Here is a 20827-nt window from a genome sequence, read left to right on the forward strand (position 1 = left end):
TTTAAAGTTCATGATCATAAAAAAGGTAATTAATATAAGCTTTTGCTAATTTTAGTAAAACAAAAAAGCAGCGCTAAAAACGCTGCTTCTTAAATTAATTTTAAGTAGAAAAACTTAATACATGACTTTATGGCCGTAAGACTCAAGAATAGATTTTACATTTTCCATTGTCTCTTTTGACGGTGGATGAATACCATCTAATTTGTATTCTTCGCCTAAAGCGACCCATTTATGTTTGCCGAGTTCGTGGTAAGGTAGTAGCTCTACTTTTTCAATGTTTTTCATATCTTTAATAAATTCGCCTAAACGATGAGCAGAATCATCATCATCAGACCAACCCGGAACAACCACATAACGAACCCATGTTTTTTGGCCTCGTTTTGCTAAATAACGCGCAAATTCAAGTGTACGTTGGTTTGATACGCCCACTAATTTTTGGTGAATTTCATCATTGACTTGTTTTAGGTCGAGCATCACCAAGTCAGTAGCATCCATTAATTCATCAATAACGGGATCATAACGACGAACAAAGCCGTTAGTATCTAAGCAAGTATGGATATTTTCTTTTTGACATGCGCGGAACCAATCGCGCACAAACTCTGCTTGCAAAATCGCTTCGCCACCAGAAGCAGTAACACCGCCACCAGAAGCATTCATAAAATGACGATAGGTTACCGCCTCTTTCATTAATTCATCAACTGTGACGATTTGCCCACCATGAGTATCCCATGTGTCACGGTTGTGACAATAGAGGCATCTCATTAAGCATCCTTGAAAGAAAACAATGAAACGTATTCCGGGACCGTCAACAGTACCGCAGGATTCAAATGAGTGGATACGACCAAGTACGGACATAACAGGGTTACTCCAAAACTGTCTAGATAAAAAGGCCCCAAAGTAGGGGCCTTTATTCTAAGCGATTTTATCTACTTTCTCAGTAAATAAATGCATATAGTTATCTTTATTACATTGTTTGTGTAAATGTACGAGTGATAACGTCTTGCTGCTGCTCTTTAGTCAGTGAGTTAAAGCGAACTGCATAACCAGAAACACGGATAGTTAACTGAGGATATTTCTCAGGATCTTCCATTGCTTCTAACAGCATTTCACGATTCATCACGTTAACGTTCAGGTGTTGACCACCTTCAATGCCAGCTTCATGGTGGAAATAACCATCCATCAGACCCGCAAGGTTCGCTTTACGAACATCATCATCTTTACCTAATGCATTAGGTACGATTGAGAAGGTGTAAGAAATACCGTCTTTTGCATAAGCAAATGGCAGTTTAGCAACTGAAGTCAGTGAAGCAACAGCACCTTTTTGGTCACGACCGTGCATTGGGTTAGCACCTGGTCCGAATGGTGCGCCTGCACGACGACCGTCTGGAGTGTTACCCGTTTTCTTACCGTAAACAACGTTTGAAGTAATAGTCAGGATAGACTGTGTAGGTACCGCATTACGGTAAGTACGCAGTTTCTGAATTTTCTTCATGAAACGTTCAACTAAGTCACAAGCGATATCATCTACACGTGAATCGTTGTTACCAAATTGTGGGTATTCACCATCAATTTTGAAGTCAACTGCTAAGCCGTTTTCATCACGGATTGGAGAAACTTTTGCATATTTGATAGCAGACAATGAGTCAGCTGCAACAGACAGACCTGCGATACCACATGCCATTGTACGATATACATCACGGTCATGAAGTGCCATCAGAGCTGCTTCATAGCTGTATTTATCGTGCATGTAATGGATAACGTTCAGTGCAGTTACGTACTGAGTTGCTAACCAATCCATAAAGTGGTCCATTTGGTTCATCACAGTATCGAAGTCTAATACTTCATCCATGATTGGCGCATGTTTTGGACCTACTTGGATCTTCAGTTTTTCGTCAACACCACCATTGATGGTATACAGTAAGGTTTTCGCTAAGTTTGCACGAGCACCGAAGAACTGCATTTGTTTACCAACAACCATTGGGCTAACACAACATGCGATTGCATAGTCATCGCTGTCGAAGTCAGGACGCATTAAGTCATCATTTTCGTACTGGATTGAAGAAGTATCGATTGAGACTTTCGCTGCGTATTTTTTGAAGTTGATAGGCAGTTGTTCTGACCACAGGATGGTCATGTTTGGTTCTGGAGATGGACCCATTGTGTACAGGGTATTTAAGAAACGGAAAGTATTCTTAGTTACCAGAGTACGGCCATCTAAACCCATACCAGCTAAAGATTCTGTTGCCCAGATTGGGTCACCAGAGAACAGTTCATCATATTCAGGAGTACGTAAGAAACGAACCATACGTAATTTCATGACTAAGTGGTCAATTAATTCCTGAGCTTGTTCTTCTGTCAGTAAACCAGCTTCAATATCACGTTGGATGTAGATATCTAAGAAAGTAGATACACGACCAAATGACATTGCAGCACCGTTTTGAGATTTAACAGCGGCTAAGTAACCGAAGTAAGTCCATTGTACTGCTTCTTTTGCGTTTTGAGCTGGGCGAGAAATATCGTAACCGTATTTCGCAGCCATTTCTTGGATTTGACCTAAAGCAGCATGTTGCTCTGCGATTTCTTCACGCAGTTGGATAGTCATTTCCAGATCTTCGCCTTTTTCCATTCTTTCTTGTAAAGAAGTGAACTGAGCGAATTTGTCTTTACGCAGGAAGTCGATACCGTACAGTGCAACACGACGGTAGTCACCGATGATACGGCCACGACCATAAGCATCTGGTAAACCTGTTAAGATACCAGATTTACGGCATTTCATGATGTCTGGAGTATAAACATCGAAAACGCCTTGGTTGTGAGTTTTACGATAATCAGTAAAGATTTTTTTCAGTTCTGGGTCCAGCTCACGGTTGTAAGCGTGGCAAGAACTTTCAACCATACGGATACCACCGAATGGGATGATCGCACGTTTCAGAGGTGCATCAGTCTGTAAACCTACGATTTGTTCTAAATCTTTAGTGATGTAACCCGCATCGTGTGATGTGATAGTTGAAGCAACAGAAGTATCAAAATCAACCGGCGCATGCGTACGGTTTTCGATTTTGATGCCTTCCATAACTTGTTCCCAAAGTGTATCAGTTGCTTTAGTGGAACCTGCTAGGAAAGATTCGTCGCCTTCATATGGAGTATAGTTTTTTTGGATAAAATCACGAACGTTAACACCGTTCTGCCATTCACCTTCAGAAAAACCTTTCCATGCTTCAGCAAATTTTTCATTTAAATCAGACATGATACTTCTACCTTTTTACAATGGAACTTAAGAAATCAGTCATACCTGCACGGATTAATGTTTGTCACCGCGCAGATGCATTAACCAGTATACCAGACCGACTAGGACTGCCCCGCCAATAATGTTACCGATAGTGACAGGCAATAAATTATCAGAGAGAAAATTTGATACCGTTAAATTTGAAAATTGTTCGGGTGATGCACCTACTTTAGTCCAGAATTCTGCGGGTGCAAAATTCTTAATAACAATACCTAAAGGAATAAGAAACATGTTAGCGATACTGTGCTCAAAACCGCTAGCAACGAACATACCGATAGGTAAAATCAGTGCAAAAAGCTTATCAATGAGTGTACGACCTGCATAGCTCATCCATACTGCAAGACAAACCATTAAGTTAGCTAGAATGCCTAAACAGACTGCTTCGATAAAGGTGTGTTCAACTTTATGTTGTGCAGTTTGTAAAACGTTTAGCCCCCAAAGCCCATTCGCAGCCATATGTTGGCCAGCAAACCACATTAAGGCAACAAAAAAGAGTGCGCCAATGAAGTTACCAAGATAGACATTTATCCAGTTAGCAAACATTTTGCCCCAAGATATACGTCCAGTCGCTTTAGGAATAATAGTCAGAACAGTTGAGGTAAATAAATCTGCGCCACAAACGACGACGAGCATTAACCCCAGAGAGAAGCAGATCCCGCCAACTAATTTAGCCAGCCCAAATGGAACAGATGCGGTGCCTGTAGTAGCAGTAATATAAAAAACAAAAGCAATTGATATAAACATTCCCGCAGTAAATGCAGATAAGTAAGTCGTTGGAATATGTTTATTTGCTTTATAACAACATGCATCATCGGCAACTTTTGCCATATCAGCAGGTGATAATAAATTAAAAGGGCTGTCAGCTTTCATACTAACACTCTCTTATATGTTGGAATAATTATAGCACGCAATAATAGTAGCAAAGGGGCTTACTTCTAAAATTGATATGGATCATGGTCGCTTATTAGAAACCCGTTTTTAGTGCGTAAAAACCCGCTATTTATGCTATAACTATTTGATTAATAAAATAAAAAAATTTTTTAAAAATTATCAAAAAATTTTAGGGTAGCTGGATAAATAAAGTAAAAAGTAAAGATAAAGTATTATTTAGACTCCGTATGTTAAGAATTAAAAATCAAATTTAACGCCTTATTTACTTTTGCTATAAATATAAACATTACTTTATTTGTGGTTAATCAAGATTGATTACTCCAGACATATAACCATTATAAAAATAAGGTTTTTAAATTTTTGAGATCTGGTTAAACAAATAGCAATTTAAACTACACTTAAGCACTATTCTTAGTGCAAAAGTTTAATATCCATTTATAGTGTCGTATTAAATATCTCAAATCGTCACTTTTGCCATATTTTGGCAATTTTGTCGGATGGCATATTTGTCAAGTTGACAAAATTGTCAAAAATTTATTTTTAGCAAAATAAAACACTCTACTTTTCAATAGAGTGTTTCAATTTAAATACGCGCTTATTATTCAGTTAAATCTAGTGATTATTTAATAAGTCATCCTAAATAAAATAGGCTTATTTGTTCGATTGACGTTTTGCTTTTTGTAATTTTTCATAAGCAGCAAGTAGCGACTGATGAATAGGTAAATTTGTTAAGTCAGCATCGATAGGCTGTAAACCATAAAATGCTTGTTTACCTTGTATTGCGTTTAAGGCTGCTTGTAATGTTTCTTCTCCATACATACGAGAGAATGCATACATGTATTGCGCAGGTTCACGTTCAGTCTCTTGTTGTAATAATAAGAGATTGTGTAAGCAACGATAATAATTTTGGCGTTCTGGCGTAAATAAAGAAGCATTGAAATCTTGAGTCCATTCAACCCAAACAAGCGCTTGGTCAAGATCACCACCAGCCAGTGCAAGCATGGATTTTAATTCACCCACTCGCAAATGGCTCCAGCCATTATCTTTACCTGGTGCAATACCAATCATTTCTCTGATGCGAGTAAAGTCGTCTAAACCATCTTCATCAAATTGACCGATAAGTGATAAATATTCTTCTTTTGTACCTTCGCTTGTTGGTAACGAAAGAATAGTATCACGCCAATGTACACCCATAATGTTATTGGCTAACTGTAGATCTTCTGCAGGGTAAATATCCGATAAACCAGGCACTAAAATACGGCATGCATAAACGCCTAAGTGTGAGTAATCCATAATATAGACTTCAGCATCACACTGTTGGCATAGTGCCATTAAGGTATGGAACTCTTCTTCAGTGGTGCCACTGAAATTCCAATCAGCAAAAGTATAATCGGCATCTTTCTTAAATAGATCCCAACTAATTAAACCACTTGAATCAATGAAATGTGTTTCAAGATTGGTGTGATCACCCACTTCTTCATCATCAAAGCTTGGTGGGTTGAAAACATCAAGATCTTTAAGACTACGGCCTTGTAATAATTCAGTGACAGTACGCTCTAAAGCGACACCAAAATCAGGATGAGCTCCAAAAGAAGCGAAGCAAGTTCCATTTTGTGGGTTAAATAACACGACACAAATAACAGGGAATTTTCCACCTAAAGAAGCATCAAAGCTAAAGATTGGGAAACCTTCTTGCTCTAAGGTATTAATCGCTTCAATAACAGCAGGGTAGCGAGCTAAAACCTCTTTAGGAATTTCAGGTAAGCTAATTCTTTCGGTGATAATCCGGTTTTTCACATAGCGTTCAAAAACTTCTGAAAGTCCTTGGACACGAGCTTCATTCTTTGTGTTACCCGCAGACATACCATTAGAGGCATACAAGTTAGCGATAATATTTACAGGAATATAAACCGGTTTTTCATCTGATTGACGTATAAATGGTAGTGCGCAAATTCCACGATCATGATTACTTGATTGTAAATCAACTAATTCACTGCCACATAACTCACCTTCAGGATCATAAAATTCACGTAAACGTGCATCCAATAAGCCCGTAGGAACAGAATCATCCTCAGTGAGAGGGAACCATTTTTCACTTGGATAGTGAACAAATTCACCTTCTGCAATATCAGTACCTAGCCAGAAATCAGAGAAGAAATAATTAGTTGAAAGACGTTCAAAGTATTCGCCTAATGCGGAAGCTAATGCTGCTTTTTTGCTGGCACCTTTACCGTTAGTAAAACATAAAGGGCAATCTTTATCGCGAATATGAACAGACCAGACATTAGGAACTGGGTTTAACCATGAAGCTTCTTCAATGTTAAAGCCTAAGTCGGTTAATTTTTTTTGGAAGCTAGCGATAGAATCTTCCAGTGCGGCATCTTTGCCAGGAATGAATGTTTGTGACATGGCAGGTTTCATTAATATTTTGCGGATGATAGTTAGGGGCACATGATACTGAAATCCCTTGTTAAGCACTAATAATTTCTCTTATTTCGAACAGGCTAACCATATTCTTCACTAATAAATTGTTTAACATATGAGTTTTTTTAATAAATACGTTCGATTTATCACGGAATTAATAATTTAAAATCATCATAATTAGATTTATTTATAAACTCATAAGGGATCAGTTCGATGATGAAAAAAACATTACTTGCCAGTCTATTAGCTGTAGTTAGTGGTTCTGTTTTCGCCTTACCTAATGTCACCATTTTAGCAACTGGTGGTACCATCGCAGGTGGTGGTGATTCAGCAACAACATCAAGCTATACAGCAGGTAAATTAGGTATTGATACGTTAATTAATGCCGTGCCTGAGGCTAAAAAAGTCGCTAATTTAAAAGGCGAGCAAGTCGTTAACATTGGTTCTCAAGATATGAATGACCAAGTATGGCTTAAGCTGGCTAATAAAATTAATGCAGATTGTGATAAAACGGACGGATTTGTTATCACTCATGGTACTGATACCATGGAAGAGACGGCTTACTTTCTGGATTTAACAACAGCCTGTAAAAAACCAGTTGTTATGGTTGGTGCAATGCGTCCTGCAACTGCATTAGGTGCTGAAGGTCCTTTAAATCTTTTTAATGCAGTTGTGATTGCCAGTGATAAAGCCTCTGAAAATCGTGGTGTGTTAGTCACTATGAATAATGCGGTTATCGGCGGTAAAGATGTCGTGAAAATGAATACGACTGAAGTACAAGCATTCCAGCCGGTTAATGCAGGCGCTCAAGGTTACGTACACAACGGCAAGGTACATTATTATACTGCAGCATTACCTCGTGCTGATAAGCCTGCATTTGATATCAGTAAATTAACTGAATTACCAAAAGTGGGTATTGTTTATAACTATTCAAACGCTTCTAATTTACCAGCAAAAGCCTTTATTGATGATGGTTACAAAGGTATTGTCAGCGCCGGTGTTGGTAATGGTAACTTATATACTGATATTTTTGATACTTTAGCTGATGGCGCTAAAAAAGGTGTCGTAATTGTTCGTTCAAGCCGAGTACCCGTTGGTTTCACTACACAAAATGGCGAAGTCGATGACGTAAAATATGGTTTTGTGGCATCAGAACGCCTGAATCCACAAAAAGCAAGAGTATTATTACAATTATCACTCACACAGACTCAAGATCCTGCTAAGATCCAAGAAAATTTTGAAAAGTATTAATTTAAAATAGCTTGAATAATAACAAGGCCTCATTAAAGAGGCTTTGTTATTTTTAGCAATAAAATCAGGTTAATTTTTTTTGGTTCGAGACACGACTATTTGTGCTGTAAAGAAAGCAATTAGCGGAGTTACTGCAAAAACAATAAATAACCAATGTGCTGCATTTTGTGCACCCTCTAATCCCCCTGGCTCAGTCAAACCAGCCATATTAACGACAGTACCTGATATCGAAGCACCAACTGCAGCTGAAAATAATTGAATTGTCGTAATTGATGTCGCTGCTTTTTGAGCCTCTTGCCCCTGAGAGACATGTAATACACGGGTTAAATAATGAGGCCAAGCCATACCAATTCCTGCACCAGTAAAAAAGAGTGCTACACAAATAACGACAATTTGCCCATAAGGTAATGTGACGTTATTGGATATAAATAAACCAAGGATCACTATGGCAGAAAAATTAATCATAGGGCCAAAGCGCATTAAGCGTTGAGCAGTATATTGTTGGCTAGATGAAGAAATAATCGCAGAAAAAGACCAGCCAGCGCCCACTAATGCTGCTAAATAACCGGAAAGCAATGGGGTAATATTATGAATAGTCTGTAAAAAATAGGGCACAAAAACTTCAGTTTGTACACTTATACCTAATAATGCCATGGTGAGATAAATAGGGGCTAAAGGTGCAGAAAAAGAGAATGTCCCTTTAGGAAATAAGCCATCATTTGATTTTTTATCTATGTGTATTAAAAGCAAAATAAAGATAATAGCAAATAAAAATGATAATACATGATACAACGTGGTGTTATAAAGACTGCCGATTGAAATAGATAACACAGCAACCATTAATAGAAAAAGTTGCTGATAGGGTAAAGGTGATTTGGCGATGATATTATCAGCATTATTTTCAGTAGGAAGAATAGTAAATAATAAAATAGCATAAGGAATACCTACAAATAGAATAGACCAAAATGCACCGCGCCAAATATCATATTCTGCAAATACTCCACCTAATGCAGGGCCTAACAGTGTTGATATTCCCCACATACTTGACATTAATGCCATAGCTCTAGACCAAAGTGGCTGTGGAAACATCACTCTGACTAGAGAATAAGCTAGTGCAAGCAACATGCCACCACCCGCCCCTTGAATAAATCGGCCTAGCAGCAATATCTGCATAGAAGGTGCTGTTGCACAGATAACGGAACCGATTAAAAAACAAAGCGTAGCAATCATGTAACTATTACGAGGTGCAAATTTGCTCAACAAACGAGACGTCAACGCGGAAAAAAGAATAGAGGCTAAAATAAAAACAGTCGTATTCCATGCATATAAATTGAGCCCACCTATATCTCGGACAACTGAAGGTAGTGTTGTTATCGTGATATAAACATTAATTGCATGTAATGCAACGCCTCCTGCTAAAGCTAGCGATTTTAGACTATTTTTTCCATGAAGAAGCATTCCCCAGCTTGCTTCTTCTTTTTTATTCACACTCCCCGACATAAAACACTCCTAATCGTTATTTTTACGCACTGCGTATTATGCGTTAGCTCACAATAATCATTGCGCCAATTTAATGAGAATGATACAACCGATAAAGGTCATTTTGTAAAAACATATTCAGATAGGGTGAATTTGAATGAGTCAGGTATATAACTTTAGTGCAGGTCCGGCTATGTTACCGGCAGAAGTCCTTCGTCGTGCAGAATTAGAATTATGCAATTGGCATGAACTTGGGCGCTCGGTCATGGAAATCAGCCACCGCAGTAAAGAGTTTCTTGAAGTTGCTCATCAGGCAGAGCAAGATCTTCGTGATCTTCTCAATGTGCCAGAAAACTACAAAATTCTTTTTTGCCATGGTGGGGCGCGAGGCCACTTTGCAGCTTTACCTCTCAACTTATTAGGTGAGAAGACAACGGCTGACTATATTGATGGTGGCTATTGGGCGAAAAGCGCAGCTGAGGAAGCTGAAAAATATTGTTCGCCAAATATCATTAAAATTAAAACAGAAATTGATGGTAAAATTGGTATTAAGCCAATGAAAGAATGGCAATTAAGTAATGATGCTGCTTATGTACATTATTGCCCAAATGAAACTATCGATGGTATCGCCATTCATGAAGAACCCAATTTTGATGACAACAAAATTGTTATTGCAGACTACTCATCTTCTATTTTATCCCAACCACTAGATATTAGTCGCTTTGGTGTAATTTATGCTGGTGCACAAAAGAATATTGGCCCTGCGGGTTTAACCATCGTTATTATTCGTGAAGATCTATTAGGTAAAGCTCGTAAAGAAACACCATCAGTGTTTGATTATACAGTGCTCGCTGAAAATGACTCAATGTTTAATACACCACCTACCTTTGCTTGGTATTTATCAGGTATGGTCTTTAAATGGCTAAAAGAGCAGGGTGGTTTGCAAGAAATGGCAAAACGTAACTATGAAAAAGCGACGCTTCTTTATAGTGCTATTGATAACAGTGATTTTTATATCAACCGTATTGCAACAGAAAATCGCTCATTAATGAATGTACCTTTCCAAATGTCTTCTCCTGAATTAGATTCAGTCTTCTTAAAAGAGGCAGAAGCACAAGGCTTAGTCGCATTAAAAGGTCATCGTGTATCAGGTGGTATGCGTGCATCAATTTATAACGCAATGCCATTAGCTGGTGTTCAAGCATTAGTTGATTTTATGGCTGATTTTGAGCGTCGCCACGCATAATTGATACATTATATGTTTAGGAAGCCTATGTGAAAGTGGGTTTCCTTTTATCCAAAGATGTTGATAATGACAATCAAATTATCCCAGTACTAAAAATAAATAAAAAATAATAAGTACCTAAGTCGTTTTCTTATTTTTTGATTAAACCGTATCCCATCTTATTTTATTTGTTTATCGGAGTTCTTACCTGTTTATGGAATCGTTGACATTACAGCCTATTGCTCATATTGAAGGCACTATTAATTTACCAGGTTCAAAAAGTGTCTCTAATCGTGCGTTATTATTAGCCGCTTTAGCTAAAGGTAAAACACGTTTAACTAATCTATTAGATAGTGATGATATTCGTCATATGCTAAATGCATTAAAAGCATTAGGTGTGCAGTATCAATTATCAAATAACAATACAGTCTGTGATATAGAGGGTTTAGGTGGTGAATTTAAAACTAAGTCACCATTAGAACTCTTCTTAGGTAATGCAGGTACAGCAATGCGTCCATTGGCAGCTGCATTAAGTCTAGGCTCGCATGATATTGTATTGACGGGTGAGCCACGAATGAAAGAGCGTCCCATTGGGCACTTAGTTGATGCTTTACGCCAAGGTGGAGCGAGTATCGATTATCTCGAACAAACGGATTATCCACCTATTCGTTTACGTGGAGGTTTTAAGGGGGGGAATGTAGAAGTCGATGGCAGTGTTTCAAGCCAATTTTTGACCGCCTTATTAATGACCGCTCCATTAGCTGAGCAAGATACAACTATTACAATTAAAGGTGAGCTAGTATCAAAACCGTATATCGATATTACCTTAGCATTGATTAATACCTTTGGTGGCAAGATTGAAAATCAAAATTATCAACAATTTGTTGTGAAAGGTGGCCAACAATATCAATCACCTGAAAAATACCTTGTAGAAGGAGATGCATCATCAGCATCTTATTTCTTAGCAGCCGCGGCAATTAAAGGTGGAATAGTCCGAGTGACAGGTATTGGCAAAAATAGTTTGCAAGGCGATATTCATTTTGCTTCTGTACTTGAAAAAATGGGAGCGAAAATACGTTGGGGTGATGATTATATTGAATGTGAACGTGGCTCGTTAAAAGGCATCGATATGGATATGAATACTATTCCTGATGCAGCAATGACCATTGCTACTACAGCACTGTTTGCAAAAGGTGATACTGTTATTCGTAATATCTATAACTGGCGAGTAAAAGAGACAGACCGATTGGCTGCAATGGCTACAGAGTTGCAAAAAGTGGGTGCAATTGTAGAAGAAGGGCATGATTACTTAAAAGTAACGCCACCACAGCAGTTAACAACTGCAAATATCAAAACTTATAACGATCATCGTATTGCTATGTGTTTTTCGCTGGTGGCATTGTCTGACACACCTATTACTATTCTTGATCCGGGTTGTACAGCCAAAACATTCCCAGATTATTTTGATAAGTTAGAAACTCTTTCTCAGCATCATGGTTAATATCCATTATATTTAATAAAAACCAGTCAAATTTAAATCAGTTAAATCGGCAGTATTGGACTTTTAAAAGCACAATATTGCCGATTTTTTATTATATTCGGATAAAATTTTCTAAAAAATAACCTATCTATAAAAAATTGTATTGAATAAATCTCTTTGGCCTTTATCTGCTTGTTTCTTCCTATACATTGTATGCGTATAATGACGCGCATACATTAATACTGTTTTTCTCTGTTTGAATTTTAAGCCTGTTATATCAATGTAATAAGCGCGATAAACACAGAAATACAGTGCCCACGAAAAGGAGAAACTCATGGCGGTTATCGTCCCTGTTATAACTGTTGATGGGCCTAGCGGAGCCGGTAAAGGAACATTGTGCCAAGCATTGGCGAAAGCGTTTGGCTGGCATTTACTCGATTCTGGCGCTATTTATCGTGTATTGGCATTAGCTGCATTACATCATCATGTCGATATTACTTCTGAAGATGCATTAGTACCTCTAGCAGCAAATTTAGATGTACGTTTTGTTCCTAATGAGAATGGCTTAAGTGTTATTCTCGAAGGTGAAGACGTGTCGAATGAAATTCGTACTGAAACAGTTGGGAACACGGCCTCACAAGCAGCAACTTTTCCCCGTGTAAGAGAAGCATTATTGCGTCGTCAGCGAGCATTCCGTACAGAACCTGGTCTTATTGCCGATGGGCGAGATATGGGAACGATCGTTTTCCCTGATGCTCAAGTGAAAATTTTTCTTGAAGCCAGCGCAGAAGAACGAGCGCGTCGTCGCATGTTACAGTTGCAGGAAAAGGGCTTTAATGTTAACTTTGAGCGCCTTTTATCTGAGATAAAAGAACGCGATCACCGTGACCGGAATCGCGCCGTTGCGCCACTTGTTGCAGCGAAAGATGCATTAATTCTCGATTCTACAAGTTTGTCTATCGACGAAGTTATTGAAAAATCGTTAACTTATGCTAAAAAAAATCTGCAATTATCAGCGTAATTAATTTTTATTTCGTTTATACTAGGTAATTATCAAAATCGGGTTGACGTGTTAATGAAAACACAATAATGCCCGATGACCTTGTCACAAAGGATGTAACGAGGTATGTGAAACAACCCCATTCGGCCGGATGCTAAATGGACGTTAATTAAATTTACTTGAAGATCATTAACATGACAGAATCTTTTGCTCAACTCTTTGAAGAATCCCTAAAAACAATCGAAACTCGTCCTGGCGCTATCGTTCGCGGCGTTGTAGTTGCTATCGATAAAGACGTTGTTCTGGTTGATGCAGGTCTGAAATCAGAATCTGCTATTCCTGTAGAACAATTCAAAAACGCTCAAGGCGAATTAGAAATCCAAGTGGGCGACGAAATTGATGTTGCTCTGGACGCGGTTGAAGATGGCTTCGGTGAAACCGTTCTGTCTCGTGAGAAAGCTAAACGTCACGAAGCGTGGCTGATGCTGGAAAAAGCTTACGAAGAAAACGAAACTGTTGTTGGTATCATCAACGGTAAAGTTAAAGGTGGTTTCACTGTTGAACTGAACGGCATTCGTGCGTTCTTACCAGGTTCACTGGTAGACGTTCGCCCAGTTCGCGATACAACTCATCTGGAAAACAAAGAGCTTGAGTTCAAAGTCATCAAATTAGACCAAAAACGTAACAACGTTGTTGTGTCTCGTCGTGCGGTTATCGAATCTGAAAACAGCGCAGAACGCGATCAGTTATTAGAAAACCTGCAAGAAGGCATGGAAGTTAAAGGTATCGTTAAGAACCTTACTGACTACGGTGCATTCGTTGATCTGGGCGGTGTTGACGGCTTACTGCACATCACTGACATGGCTTGGAAACGTGTTAAACACCCAAGCGAAATTGTCAATGTTGGCGACGAAATCACTGTTAAAGTCCTGAAATTCGACCGTGAACGTACTCGCGTATCATTAGGTCTGAAACAACTGGGCGAAGATCCATGGGTAGCTATCGCTAAACGTTATCCAGAAGGTACTAGACTGACTGGTCGTGTAACTAATCTGACTGATTACGGCTGCTTCGTAGAAATCGAAGAAGGCGTTGAAGGTCTGGTACACGTTTCTGAAATGGATTGGACTAACAAAAACATTCACCCATCTAAAGTTGTTAACGTTGGTGATGTTGTTGAAGTTATGGTTCTTGACATCGATGAAGAACGTCGCCGTATTTCACTGGGTCTGAAACAGTGCAAATCTAACCCATGGCAGCAGTTCGCAGAAACTCACAATAAGAACGACCGTGTTGAAGGTAAAATCAAGTCTATCACTGACTTCGGTATCTTCATCGGTTTAGACGGCGGTATCGACGGTCTGGTTCACTTATCTGACATTTCTTGGAATGTTGCAGGTGAAGAAGCAGTTCGTGAATACAAAAAAGGCGACGAAATCGCTGCTGTAGTTCTGCAAGTTGATGCTGAACGTGAACGTATCTCACTGGGCGTTAAACAATTATCAGAAGATCCATTCAATAATTACCTGTCTGCTCACAAAAAAGGTGCTATTGTTTCTGGTAAAGTAACTGCTGTTGACGCTAAAGGTGCAACTGTAGAATTAGCTGACGGTGTTGAAGGTTACCTGCGTGCTTCTGAAGCTTCACGTGACCGCGTTGAAGATGCAACTCTGGTTCTGAATGTTGGCGAAGCTGTTGAAGCTAAATACACTGGCGTTGACCGTAAAAACCGCGTTATCAACTTATCTGTTCGTGCTAAAGACGAAGCAGACGAGAAAGACGCTATCGCTTCTGTAAACAACAAAGAAGAAGTTGGTTTTTCAAACAACGCTATGGCTGAAGCTTTCAAAGCAGCTAAAGGCGAATAATTTAAGTTATTAACGGAGGCAACGTTAATCGTTGCCTATATATCGGTAGTTTAGGGAGGTAATATGACCAAGTCTGAGTTAATCGAGAGACTTGCAGGCCTACAATCTCATCTTTCGGCTAAGACGGTTGAAGAAGCTGTAAAAGAAATGCTTGATCATATGGCTGATACTTTAGCTGATGGTGAGCGTATCGAAGTCCGCGGATTCGGCAGTTTTTCTCTACACTACCGTGCGCCGCGTACGGGTCGTAACCCGAAAACTGGTGATAAAGTAGATCTGGAAGGTAAATACGTTCCACACTTTAAGCCAGGTAAAGAGTTACGTGACCGTGTAAATATTTATACGGAATAATAACTCCTGTCGAAATGGCACGATGTTAGTTAACTTTCTCAAAAACGGTGCTTCGGTGCCGTTTTTTATTATCTTTTATTTGTGTTGATTATTTTTGATTACTTACATACGTTAGTTTTTGATTGTTAGTCCTTTACTTCATTTACCATATCTACTTATTTTCCTTTTCGTTCCCCTTTTTATTCTCTTTACTTACTTTTCTTTGTGTTACTTTATTGTACTTCTCTCGTTATTTCTTTATTTAATTATCACAATTGTTGACTTGTTTTGTTTTTTTCGAGTTTCTTCTCAAAATATAGTGTATACGACAATAAAGAATTTTCTTTTTATAGCGAAGTACAAAAAAATGCTCTAAAGAGCTACCTTTAATAAAAATATAACTTCATGATATTTAGATATGCTTATGAAGGGATGCAAAAATGATTCTATTGAGAGGAATAATAAGTATTTTGAGGTTGAAAATATTATCAATAAAACAACACTTCTTTTATTCAAAATATTTTAAACAGTTTTACTTCACAACACTGAGTTTAGATAGTATTGCTTTGACAATATTATTAGGTTGTTTACCTTTATTATTTCAGTATACGCTTTTTAGTTTAACGACTTATTATATTGCAATTATTATTGCAGTATTCTTATTATTTATTCCTTTTTCATTAATTCGTTTCTTAGCATTTTTTTTGTTTTTCTGGGTTTATTCTAATCTTATCGCACACTCATTGATGGCAAGAACAGTTCAACTTGTTGATAATATTGTGTCATTTGAAACAAATATTGTTGAATATCGTCAATTATCAGATGGTAATATTATTATCAAAATTCCCATTCCCAAAGAGACATCTTTTTCATCTTCTATTTACGCTAACGTATATTGGAGAAATCCACCTAAAAATATTGAAGTAGGGCAGTTTTGGAAGTTTAAAATTCAATTTAAAGCTGTACATAGCTATTTAAATGAAGGGGGATTTGATAGCCAAAAATATGCAGTTTCTAAGAAAGAAACCTTAGCGGGAAAAGTGATGTCAGCTACATTCGTTTATGCAGATGTTTCGCTACGTACTCAATTTATTCATTCACTTTTAACCTATTGGCAAACAGCAAAAAATAAAGGTGAGATTATTGCGTTAGTTTTAGGTGATAAACGCGATATAGATCATGAAAAAAAAGATCTTTATATGAAAACGGGAGTTGCACATCTTATTGTTATATCGGGATTACATATTGGATTAGCCGCGCTTGTAGGGTGGGTTATAGCAAGGGGTATTCAGTTCTTATTTCCTATTAAATGGATAAATACACAATTTCCATTGTTAATGGCTTGGGGATGTGGTGTATTTTATGCAACTTTATCGGGTTGGGGAATACCTGCAACAAGAGCTGTTATCGGATTAAGTGTTTGGGTGATTTTATATTGGCAAAGCCGGTTATTTCTGCCTTGGCAATGGGCTCTCTGGAGCGCTGCTCTTATTTTGATTATTGAGCCACTATCAATACTTTCAGCCAGTTTTTGGCTTTCATTTTCAGCTGTATTTGCCATTATTTTTTGGTATTGGATGTATCCATTAAAAGCTAAATATAATTATCAAAAACGGTGGTTTATTTTAAGGCTACTTCACTTACAATTTGGATTGTTAATTATTTTATTACCTTTTCAATTTTATTTATTTGGTGGTGCTAATTTTTTTAGTTTTATCGTTAATTTATGGGCAGTTCCTATTATTTCATTTATTACCGTACCGTTAATAATGTTTGGATTATTGACATCTTTTTTCTCATTTATACAACCAATAATTTGGCACTGGGTTGATCTTTCTATTAATCTTGCTTTTTGGTGTGCTCCTTTATTTTTACCTTATTGGCAATATAGTGGTGCTATTCCTTTTTTATTGGGATTTCTCGGTGTTGGTATTCTTTTAATTATAAAAATGTCATGGTGGCGTCATCATTTTATTTTGCTTATTGCTAGTGGTATTCTTTTATATTGTGAATTCACTACTTTCTCGCGTTATCAATGGTGTATGTCTATGCTAGATGTTGGTCATGGTTTAGCTATTATTCTTGAAAAAGACAGAGAAGCGATTATTTATGACACAGGAATACGTTGGAAAAGTGGTGGTTCAATTGCAAAAAGTGTCATTATTCCTTATTTAAAATATCATCGACTTAATCCAGTGGCATTAATAATCAGCCATGATCATTTAGATCATACTGGTGGTATTAATGATTTAATGATGGCTTATCCTAATTTAACACTTCGTAGTAGTTTTGATAATTCTTCACATTTACCCTGTTTACAGGGGGGATCATGGCAATGGAAAGGGATTAAGTTTGAGGCATTATGGCCACCCAATAAAGTTCTTTCACCTAAAAATAATCAATCATGTGTGATCAATGTAAGTGATGGTAAACATAATATCCTGTTGACAGGTGACATTGAAAAAGAGGCTGAAATTCAATTAACGAGGTCAAAAAAACGCCAGTTAAGTGCTGATATTTTGCAGGTTCCTCATCATGGTAGCCAAACATCGTCCACATTGGCGTTTATCCAAACAGTATCGCCCAAATTTGCACTCGTTTCTGCCGCTCGTTATAGCCTTTGGCGTTTACCTTCTGATAAAGTACACCTTCGTTATAAAAAAGAAGCGATTAATTGGCTAACAACCTCTATTAGTGGGCAGATATCGATCGAGTTTAATCAAGACAATATTGATGTATTTACCTATAGACGAGATATTTTACCTCGTTGGTATCATCAGTGGTTTGGTGTTTTGACGTTTCCCGAGTAGAATGGCCGGCTAATTATTAAAAGTTTGGTAATATATATGAATGATATAGACCTATCAACGTGGCAAACATTCCGACGCTTATGGCCGATGATTCGGATTTTCAAAGCGGGTTTGATCGCTGCAGCAATTGCATTAATCGTCAATGCGGGTGTGGATGCATTTATGATTTCTTTATTAAAACCACTGCTTGATGAAGGTTTTGGTAAAGCAAGTAATGACGTATTAAAATGGATGCCGATTGCTGTTATTGGACTGATAGTTCTGCGTGGTATATCTAACTTTATTTCAAGTTACTGCCTTTCTTGGGTATCTGGGAAAGTTGTAATGAATATGCGTCGCCGACTGTTTTCCCATATTATGGGAATGCCAGTGAGCTTTTTTGACCAGCAATCAACAGGAACTTTGCTTTCTCGTATTACATATGATTCAGAGCAAGTTGCGTCTTCATCATCAGGTGCATTAATTACAGTTGTTCGTGAAGGTGCCTACATTATTGGGCTCTTTGGCTTGATGTTTTATTATAGTTGGCAATTATCCATGATCCTCATTGTTATTGCCCCTATTGTTGCCATTGTTATTCGTTTGGTATCAACACGTTTTAGAACGATCAGTAAACGTATCCAAAATAGCATGGGACAAGTAACAACTAGTGCTGAACAGATGCTGAAAGGGCATAAAGAAGTGCTTATTTTTAATGGGCAAGAAGTCGAAAATAAGCGCTTTAATCATGTGAGTAACCATATTCGTCGTCAAGGTATGCGTATGGTTGTTGCATCGTCAATTTCAGATCCTATTATTCAATTAATTGCTTCCTTCGCATTAGCATTTGTTCTATACGCGGCGAGTTTCCCTGACATTATGGATACATTAACCGCAGGTACAATCACTGTTGTTTTCTCATCAATGGTTGCATTAATGCGCCCATTGAAATCATTGACGAATGTAAATGCTCAGTTCCAAAGAGGTATGGCGGCTTGTCAGACCTTATTTGCTATTCTCGATATGGAACAAGAGAAAGATACAGGTAAGCTAGAACTGAAAAAACCAACGGGTGATATTGAATTCCGTAATGTGACTTTCCAATATGTGACAAAAGATACACCTGCCTTGAAAAATATGTCATTTACTATTCCAGCAGGAAAAACTGTTGCATTAGTGGGGCGTTCTGGTTCCGGCAAGTCAACAATAGCTAATCTGATCACACGTTTTTATGATATCAATGAAGGACAAATATTGATTAATGGTCATGATATTCGTGAATACACATTGAAATCTTTACGTAATCAAGTTGCTCTTGTTTCTCAAAATGTTCACTTATTTAATGAAACAGTAGCAAACAATATTGTTTATGCGTGTGAAGACCAATACAGTCGTGACGATATCGAAAAAGCAGCCAAAATGGCACATGCAATGGACTTTATTAATAAAATGGATAAAGGCCTAGATACTGAAATTGGTGAAAATGGTGTTCTGCTTTCGGGGGGACAGCGTCAACGTATCGCGATAGCAAGGGCTTTACTACGTGACTCACCAATTCTTATCCTTGATGAAGCTACATCGGCACTTGATACAGAATCAGAACGAGCTATTCAATCTGCACTTGATGAACTGCAAAAAAATAGAACCTCTTTAGTAATTGCTCACCGCCTATCAACCATTGAAAAAGCAGATGAAATTTTAGTTATTGAAGATGGTGAAATTGTTGAACGTGGCTCACACATTGATTTAATCGATCAAAAAGGTGTTTATGCCCAACTTCACAGGATGCAATTTGGTAAATGATTGAACGGATTTGGTCTGGTAAATCTTGGTTTTATTTCCTCTTACTTCCATTTTCATGGTTGTACGGTGCAATTACTCTATTAAGGCGCTTTGCATATCAAAAAGGATGGTTGTCATCATGGAAAGCTTCTGTTCCTGTTGTGGTTGTTGGTAACTTAACAGCAGGTGGCAATGGCAAAACACCGGTTGTTATATGGCTCGTTGAGCAATTAATACAGCAAGGATTTAAACCAGGCATTGTTTCCCGTGGTTATGGCGGAAAATCAGATCATTATCCATTACTGCTAACATCAGAGACCCCACCTGCAATGGCAGGTGATGAACCTGTGTTAATTTATCATCGAACAGGTGCACCCGTTGCGGTTGCACCTAATCGACGAGATGCAGTAAAAGCCTTATTAGCGCAACATGAACTTGATGTAATTATCACTGATGATGGCTTACAGCATTATGCACTACAGCGTGATTATGAAATTGTTGTTATTGATGGGCAGCGTCGATTTGGTAATGGCTGGTGGCTTCCTGCTGGTCCTATGCGGGAACGAGCGAGTCGCTTACATTCAGTTGATGCAATTATCGTTAATGGTGGTTTAAGCCAAGATAATGAGATAGCTATGGTTTTAGCGGGTGATATTGTGGTGAACCTTAAAACAGGTGAGAAAAAACCAGTTCAACAGATCGCTAAAGCGGTAGCAATAGCCGGAATTGGTCATCCCCCTCGTTTTTTTAATTCTTTGCGTGAAAAAGGAATTCAATTAATTTCAATTAAAGCATTTAGTGATCATAGTGATTACAGTGCCAAAGAATTACAAGATTTAACACCTTTCAATGAAACCCTTATTATGACAGAAAAAGATGCTGTTAAATGTCAGCATTTTGCTCAAGATAATTGGTGGTATTTGCCAGTCAGTGCTGAATTAAATAGTCAATCGGTGCTAAAACAAGTCAGCAATTTAATTTACAGCTCGAAAAAAACTTGTATCTGATCTGAAACAATGATA

14 protein-coding genes are annotated in these 20827 nt (G+C 37.9%); 9 read left to right on the forward strand and 5 right to left on the reverse strand.

All coding sequences use genetic code 11. From position 1 onward, the window contains the following. Window positions 1-114: 114 nt before the first annotated feature. The 4 genes from pflA to ycaO form a co-directional block, all read right to left on the reverse strand. Window positions 115-855 (reverse strand): pyruvate formate lyase 1-activating protein, encoded by a 741-nt coding sequence (gene pflA, locus ABN080_RS00740; protein WP_036938126.1) that lies wholly within the window; start codon window positions 853-855, stop codon window positions 115-117. Window positions 856-964: 109 nt separating this feature from the next. After that, window positions 965-3247 carry a formate C-acetyltransferase gene (gene pflB, locus ABN080_RS00745; protein WP_197269379.1) on the reverse strand — a complete coding sequence of 761 codons (2283 nt, stop codon included), beginning with the start codon at window positions 3245-3247 and terminating at the stop codon, window positions 965-967. 54 nt (window positions 3248-3301) lie between these two features. Further along, window positions 3302-4156, reverse strand: coding sequence for a formate transporter FocA (gene focA / locus ABN080_RS00750; RefSeq protein WP_109408791.1), 855 nt, complete (start codon window positions 4154-4156; stop codon window positions 3302-3304). A gap of 672 nt (window positions 4157-4828) precedes the next feature. After that, window positions 4829-6586, reverse strand: coding sequence for a 30S ribosomal protein S12 methylthiotransferase accessory factor YcaO (gene ycaO, locus ABN080_RS00755; protein WP_196553341.1), 1758 nt, complete (start codon window positions 6584-6586; stop codon window positions 4829-4831). 228 nt (window positions 6587-6814) lie between these two features. Here ycaO and ansB point away from each other — a divergent pair, with 228 nt between their 5' ends. After that, complete coding sequence (gene ansB / locus ABN080_RS00760) at window positions 6815-7852, forward strand: L-asparaginase 2 (RefSeq protein ID WP_349440121.1); 1038 nt, start codon at window positions 6815-6817, stop codon at window positions 7850-7852. Between the two features lie 69 nt (window positions 7853-7921). Here ansB and ABN080_RS00765 read toward each other — a convergent pair whose 3' ends face one another. Further along, window positions 7922-9352 (reverse strand): MFS transporter, encoded by a 1431-nt coding sequence (locus ABN080_RS00765; protein ID WP_197269378.1) that lies wholly within the window; start codon window positions 9350-9352, stop codon window positions 7922-7924. Between the two features lie 136 nt (window positions 9353-9488). On the opposite strand from ABN080_RS00765, the gene serC reads away from it, so the two are divergent. From serC to lpxK, 8 genes are all read left to right on the forward strand, one after another. Then, window positions 9489-10577, forward strand: coding sequence for a 3-phosphoserine/phosphohydroxythreonine transaminase (gene serC, locus ABN080_RS00770; RefSeq protein ID WP_197269377.1), 1089 nt, complete (start codon window positions 9489-9491; stop codon window positions 10575-10577). Window positions 10578-10770: 193 nt separating this feature from the next. Continuing rightward, window positions 10771-12057, forward strand: coding sequence for a 3-phosphoshikimate 1-carboxyvinyltransferase (gene aroA, locus ABN080_RS00775; protein ID WP_349440122.1), 1287 nt, complete (start codon window positions 10771-10773; stop codon window positions 12055-12057). 313 nt (window positions 12058-12370) lie between these two features. Beyond that, window positions 12371-13057 carry a (d)CMP kinase gene (gene cmk, locus ABN080_RS00780; RefSeq protein ID WP_109408797.1) on the forward strand — a complete coding sequence of 229 codons (687 nt, stop codon included), beginning with the start codon at window positions 12371-12373 and terminating at the stop codon, window positions 13055-13057. A gap of 173 nt (window positions 13058-13230) precedes the next feature. After that, window positions 13231-14904, forward strand: a complete 1674-nt coding sequence (gene rpsA / locus ABN080_RS00785; protein ID WP_036938108.1) for a 30S ribosomal protein S1 — start codon at window positions 13231-13233, stop codon at window positions 14902-14904. Window positions 14905-14967: 63 nt separating this feature from the next. Then, window positions 14968-15255 carry an integration host factor subunit beta gene (ihfB, locus tag ABN080_RS00790; RefSeq protein ID WP_006537420.1) on the forward strand — a complete coding sequence of 96 codons (288 nt, stop codon included), beginning with the start codon at window positions 14968-14970 and terminating at the stop codon, window positions 15253-15255. A 545-nt stretch (window positions 15256-15800) separates the two neighbouring features. Next, entirely contained in the window at window positions 15801-18044 is a 2244-nt protein-coding gene (locus ABN080_RS00795; protein WP_349440123.1) for a DNA internalization-related competence protein ComEC/Rec2, read from the forward strand. Window positions 18045-18080: 36 nt separating this feature from the next. Next, window positions 18081-19826 (forward strand): lipid A ABC transporter ATP-binding protein/permease MsbA, encoded by a 1746-nt coding sequence (msbA, locus tag ABN080_RS00800; RefSeq protein WP_072069672.1) that lies wholly within the window; start codon window positions 18081-18083, stop codon window positions 19824-19826. Further along, window positions 19823-20812, forward strand: coding sequence for a tetraacyldisaccharide 4'-kinase (gene lpxK / locus ABN080_RS00805; RefSeq protein ID WP_349440124.1), 990 nt, complete (start codon window positions 19823-19825; stop codon window positions 20810-20812). The genes msbA and lpxK overlap by 4 nt, the downstream gene beginning before the upstream one ends. Window positions 20813-20827: the final 15 nt, after the last annotated feature.

It is taken from the genome of Proteus sp. fly-1089 (genome assembly GCF_040138965.1).
GTDB lineage: Bacteria > Pseudomonadota > Gammaproteobacteria > Enterobacterales > Enterobacteriaceae > Proteus > Proteus vulgaris_B.

Coding starts and splice junctions, on each gene's coding strand:
- pflA (WP_036938126.1), bottom strand. CDS start 855: ATGTCCGTACTTGGTCGTATCCACTCATTTGAATCCTGCGGTACTGTT.
- pflB (WP_197269379.1), bottom strand. CDS start 3,247: ATGTCTGATTTAAATGAAAAATTTGCTGAAGCATGGAAAGGTTTTTCT.
- focA (WP_109408791.1), bottom strand. CDS start 4,156: ATGAAAGCTGACAGCCCTTTTAATTTATTATCACCTGCTGATATGGCA.
- ycaO (WP_196553341.1), bottom strand. CDS start 6,586: ATGTCACAAACATTCATTCCTGGCAAAGATGCCGCACTGGAAGATTCT.
- ansB (WP_349440121.1), top strand. CDS start 6,815: ATGATGAAAAAAACATTACTTGCCAGTCTATTAGCTGTAGTTAGTGGT.
- ABN080_RS00765 (WP_197269378.1), bottom strand. CDS start 9,352: ATGTCGGGGAGTGTGAATAAAAAAGAAGAAGCAAGCTGGGGAATGCTT.
- serC (WP_197269377.1), top strand. CDS start 9,489: ATGAGTCAGGTATATAACTTTAGTGCAGGTCCGGCTATGTTACCGGCA.
- aroA (WP_349440122.1), top strand. CDS start 10,771: ATGGAATCGTTGACATTACAGCCTATTGCTCATATTGAAGGCACTATT.
- cmk (WP_109408797.1), top strand. CDS start 12,371: ATGGCGGTTATCGTCCCTGTTATAACTGTTGATGGGCCTAGCGGAGCC.
- rpsA (WP_036938108.1), top strand. CDS start 13,231: ATGACAGAATCTTTTGCTCAACTCTTTGAAGAATCCCTAAAAACAATC.
- ihfB (WP_006537420.1), top strand. CDS start 14,968: ATGACCAAGTCTGAGTTAATCGAGAGACTTGCAGGCCTACAATCTCAT.
- msbA (WP_072069672.1), top strand. CDS start 18,081: ATGAATGATATAGACCTATCAACGTGGCAAACATTCCGACGCTTATGG.
- lpxK (WP_349440124.1), top strand. CDS start 19,823: ATGATTGAACGGATTTGGTCTGGTAAATCTTGGTTTTATTTCCTCTTA.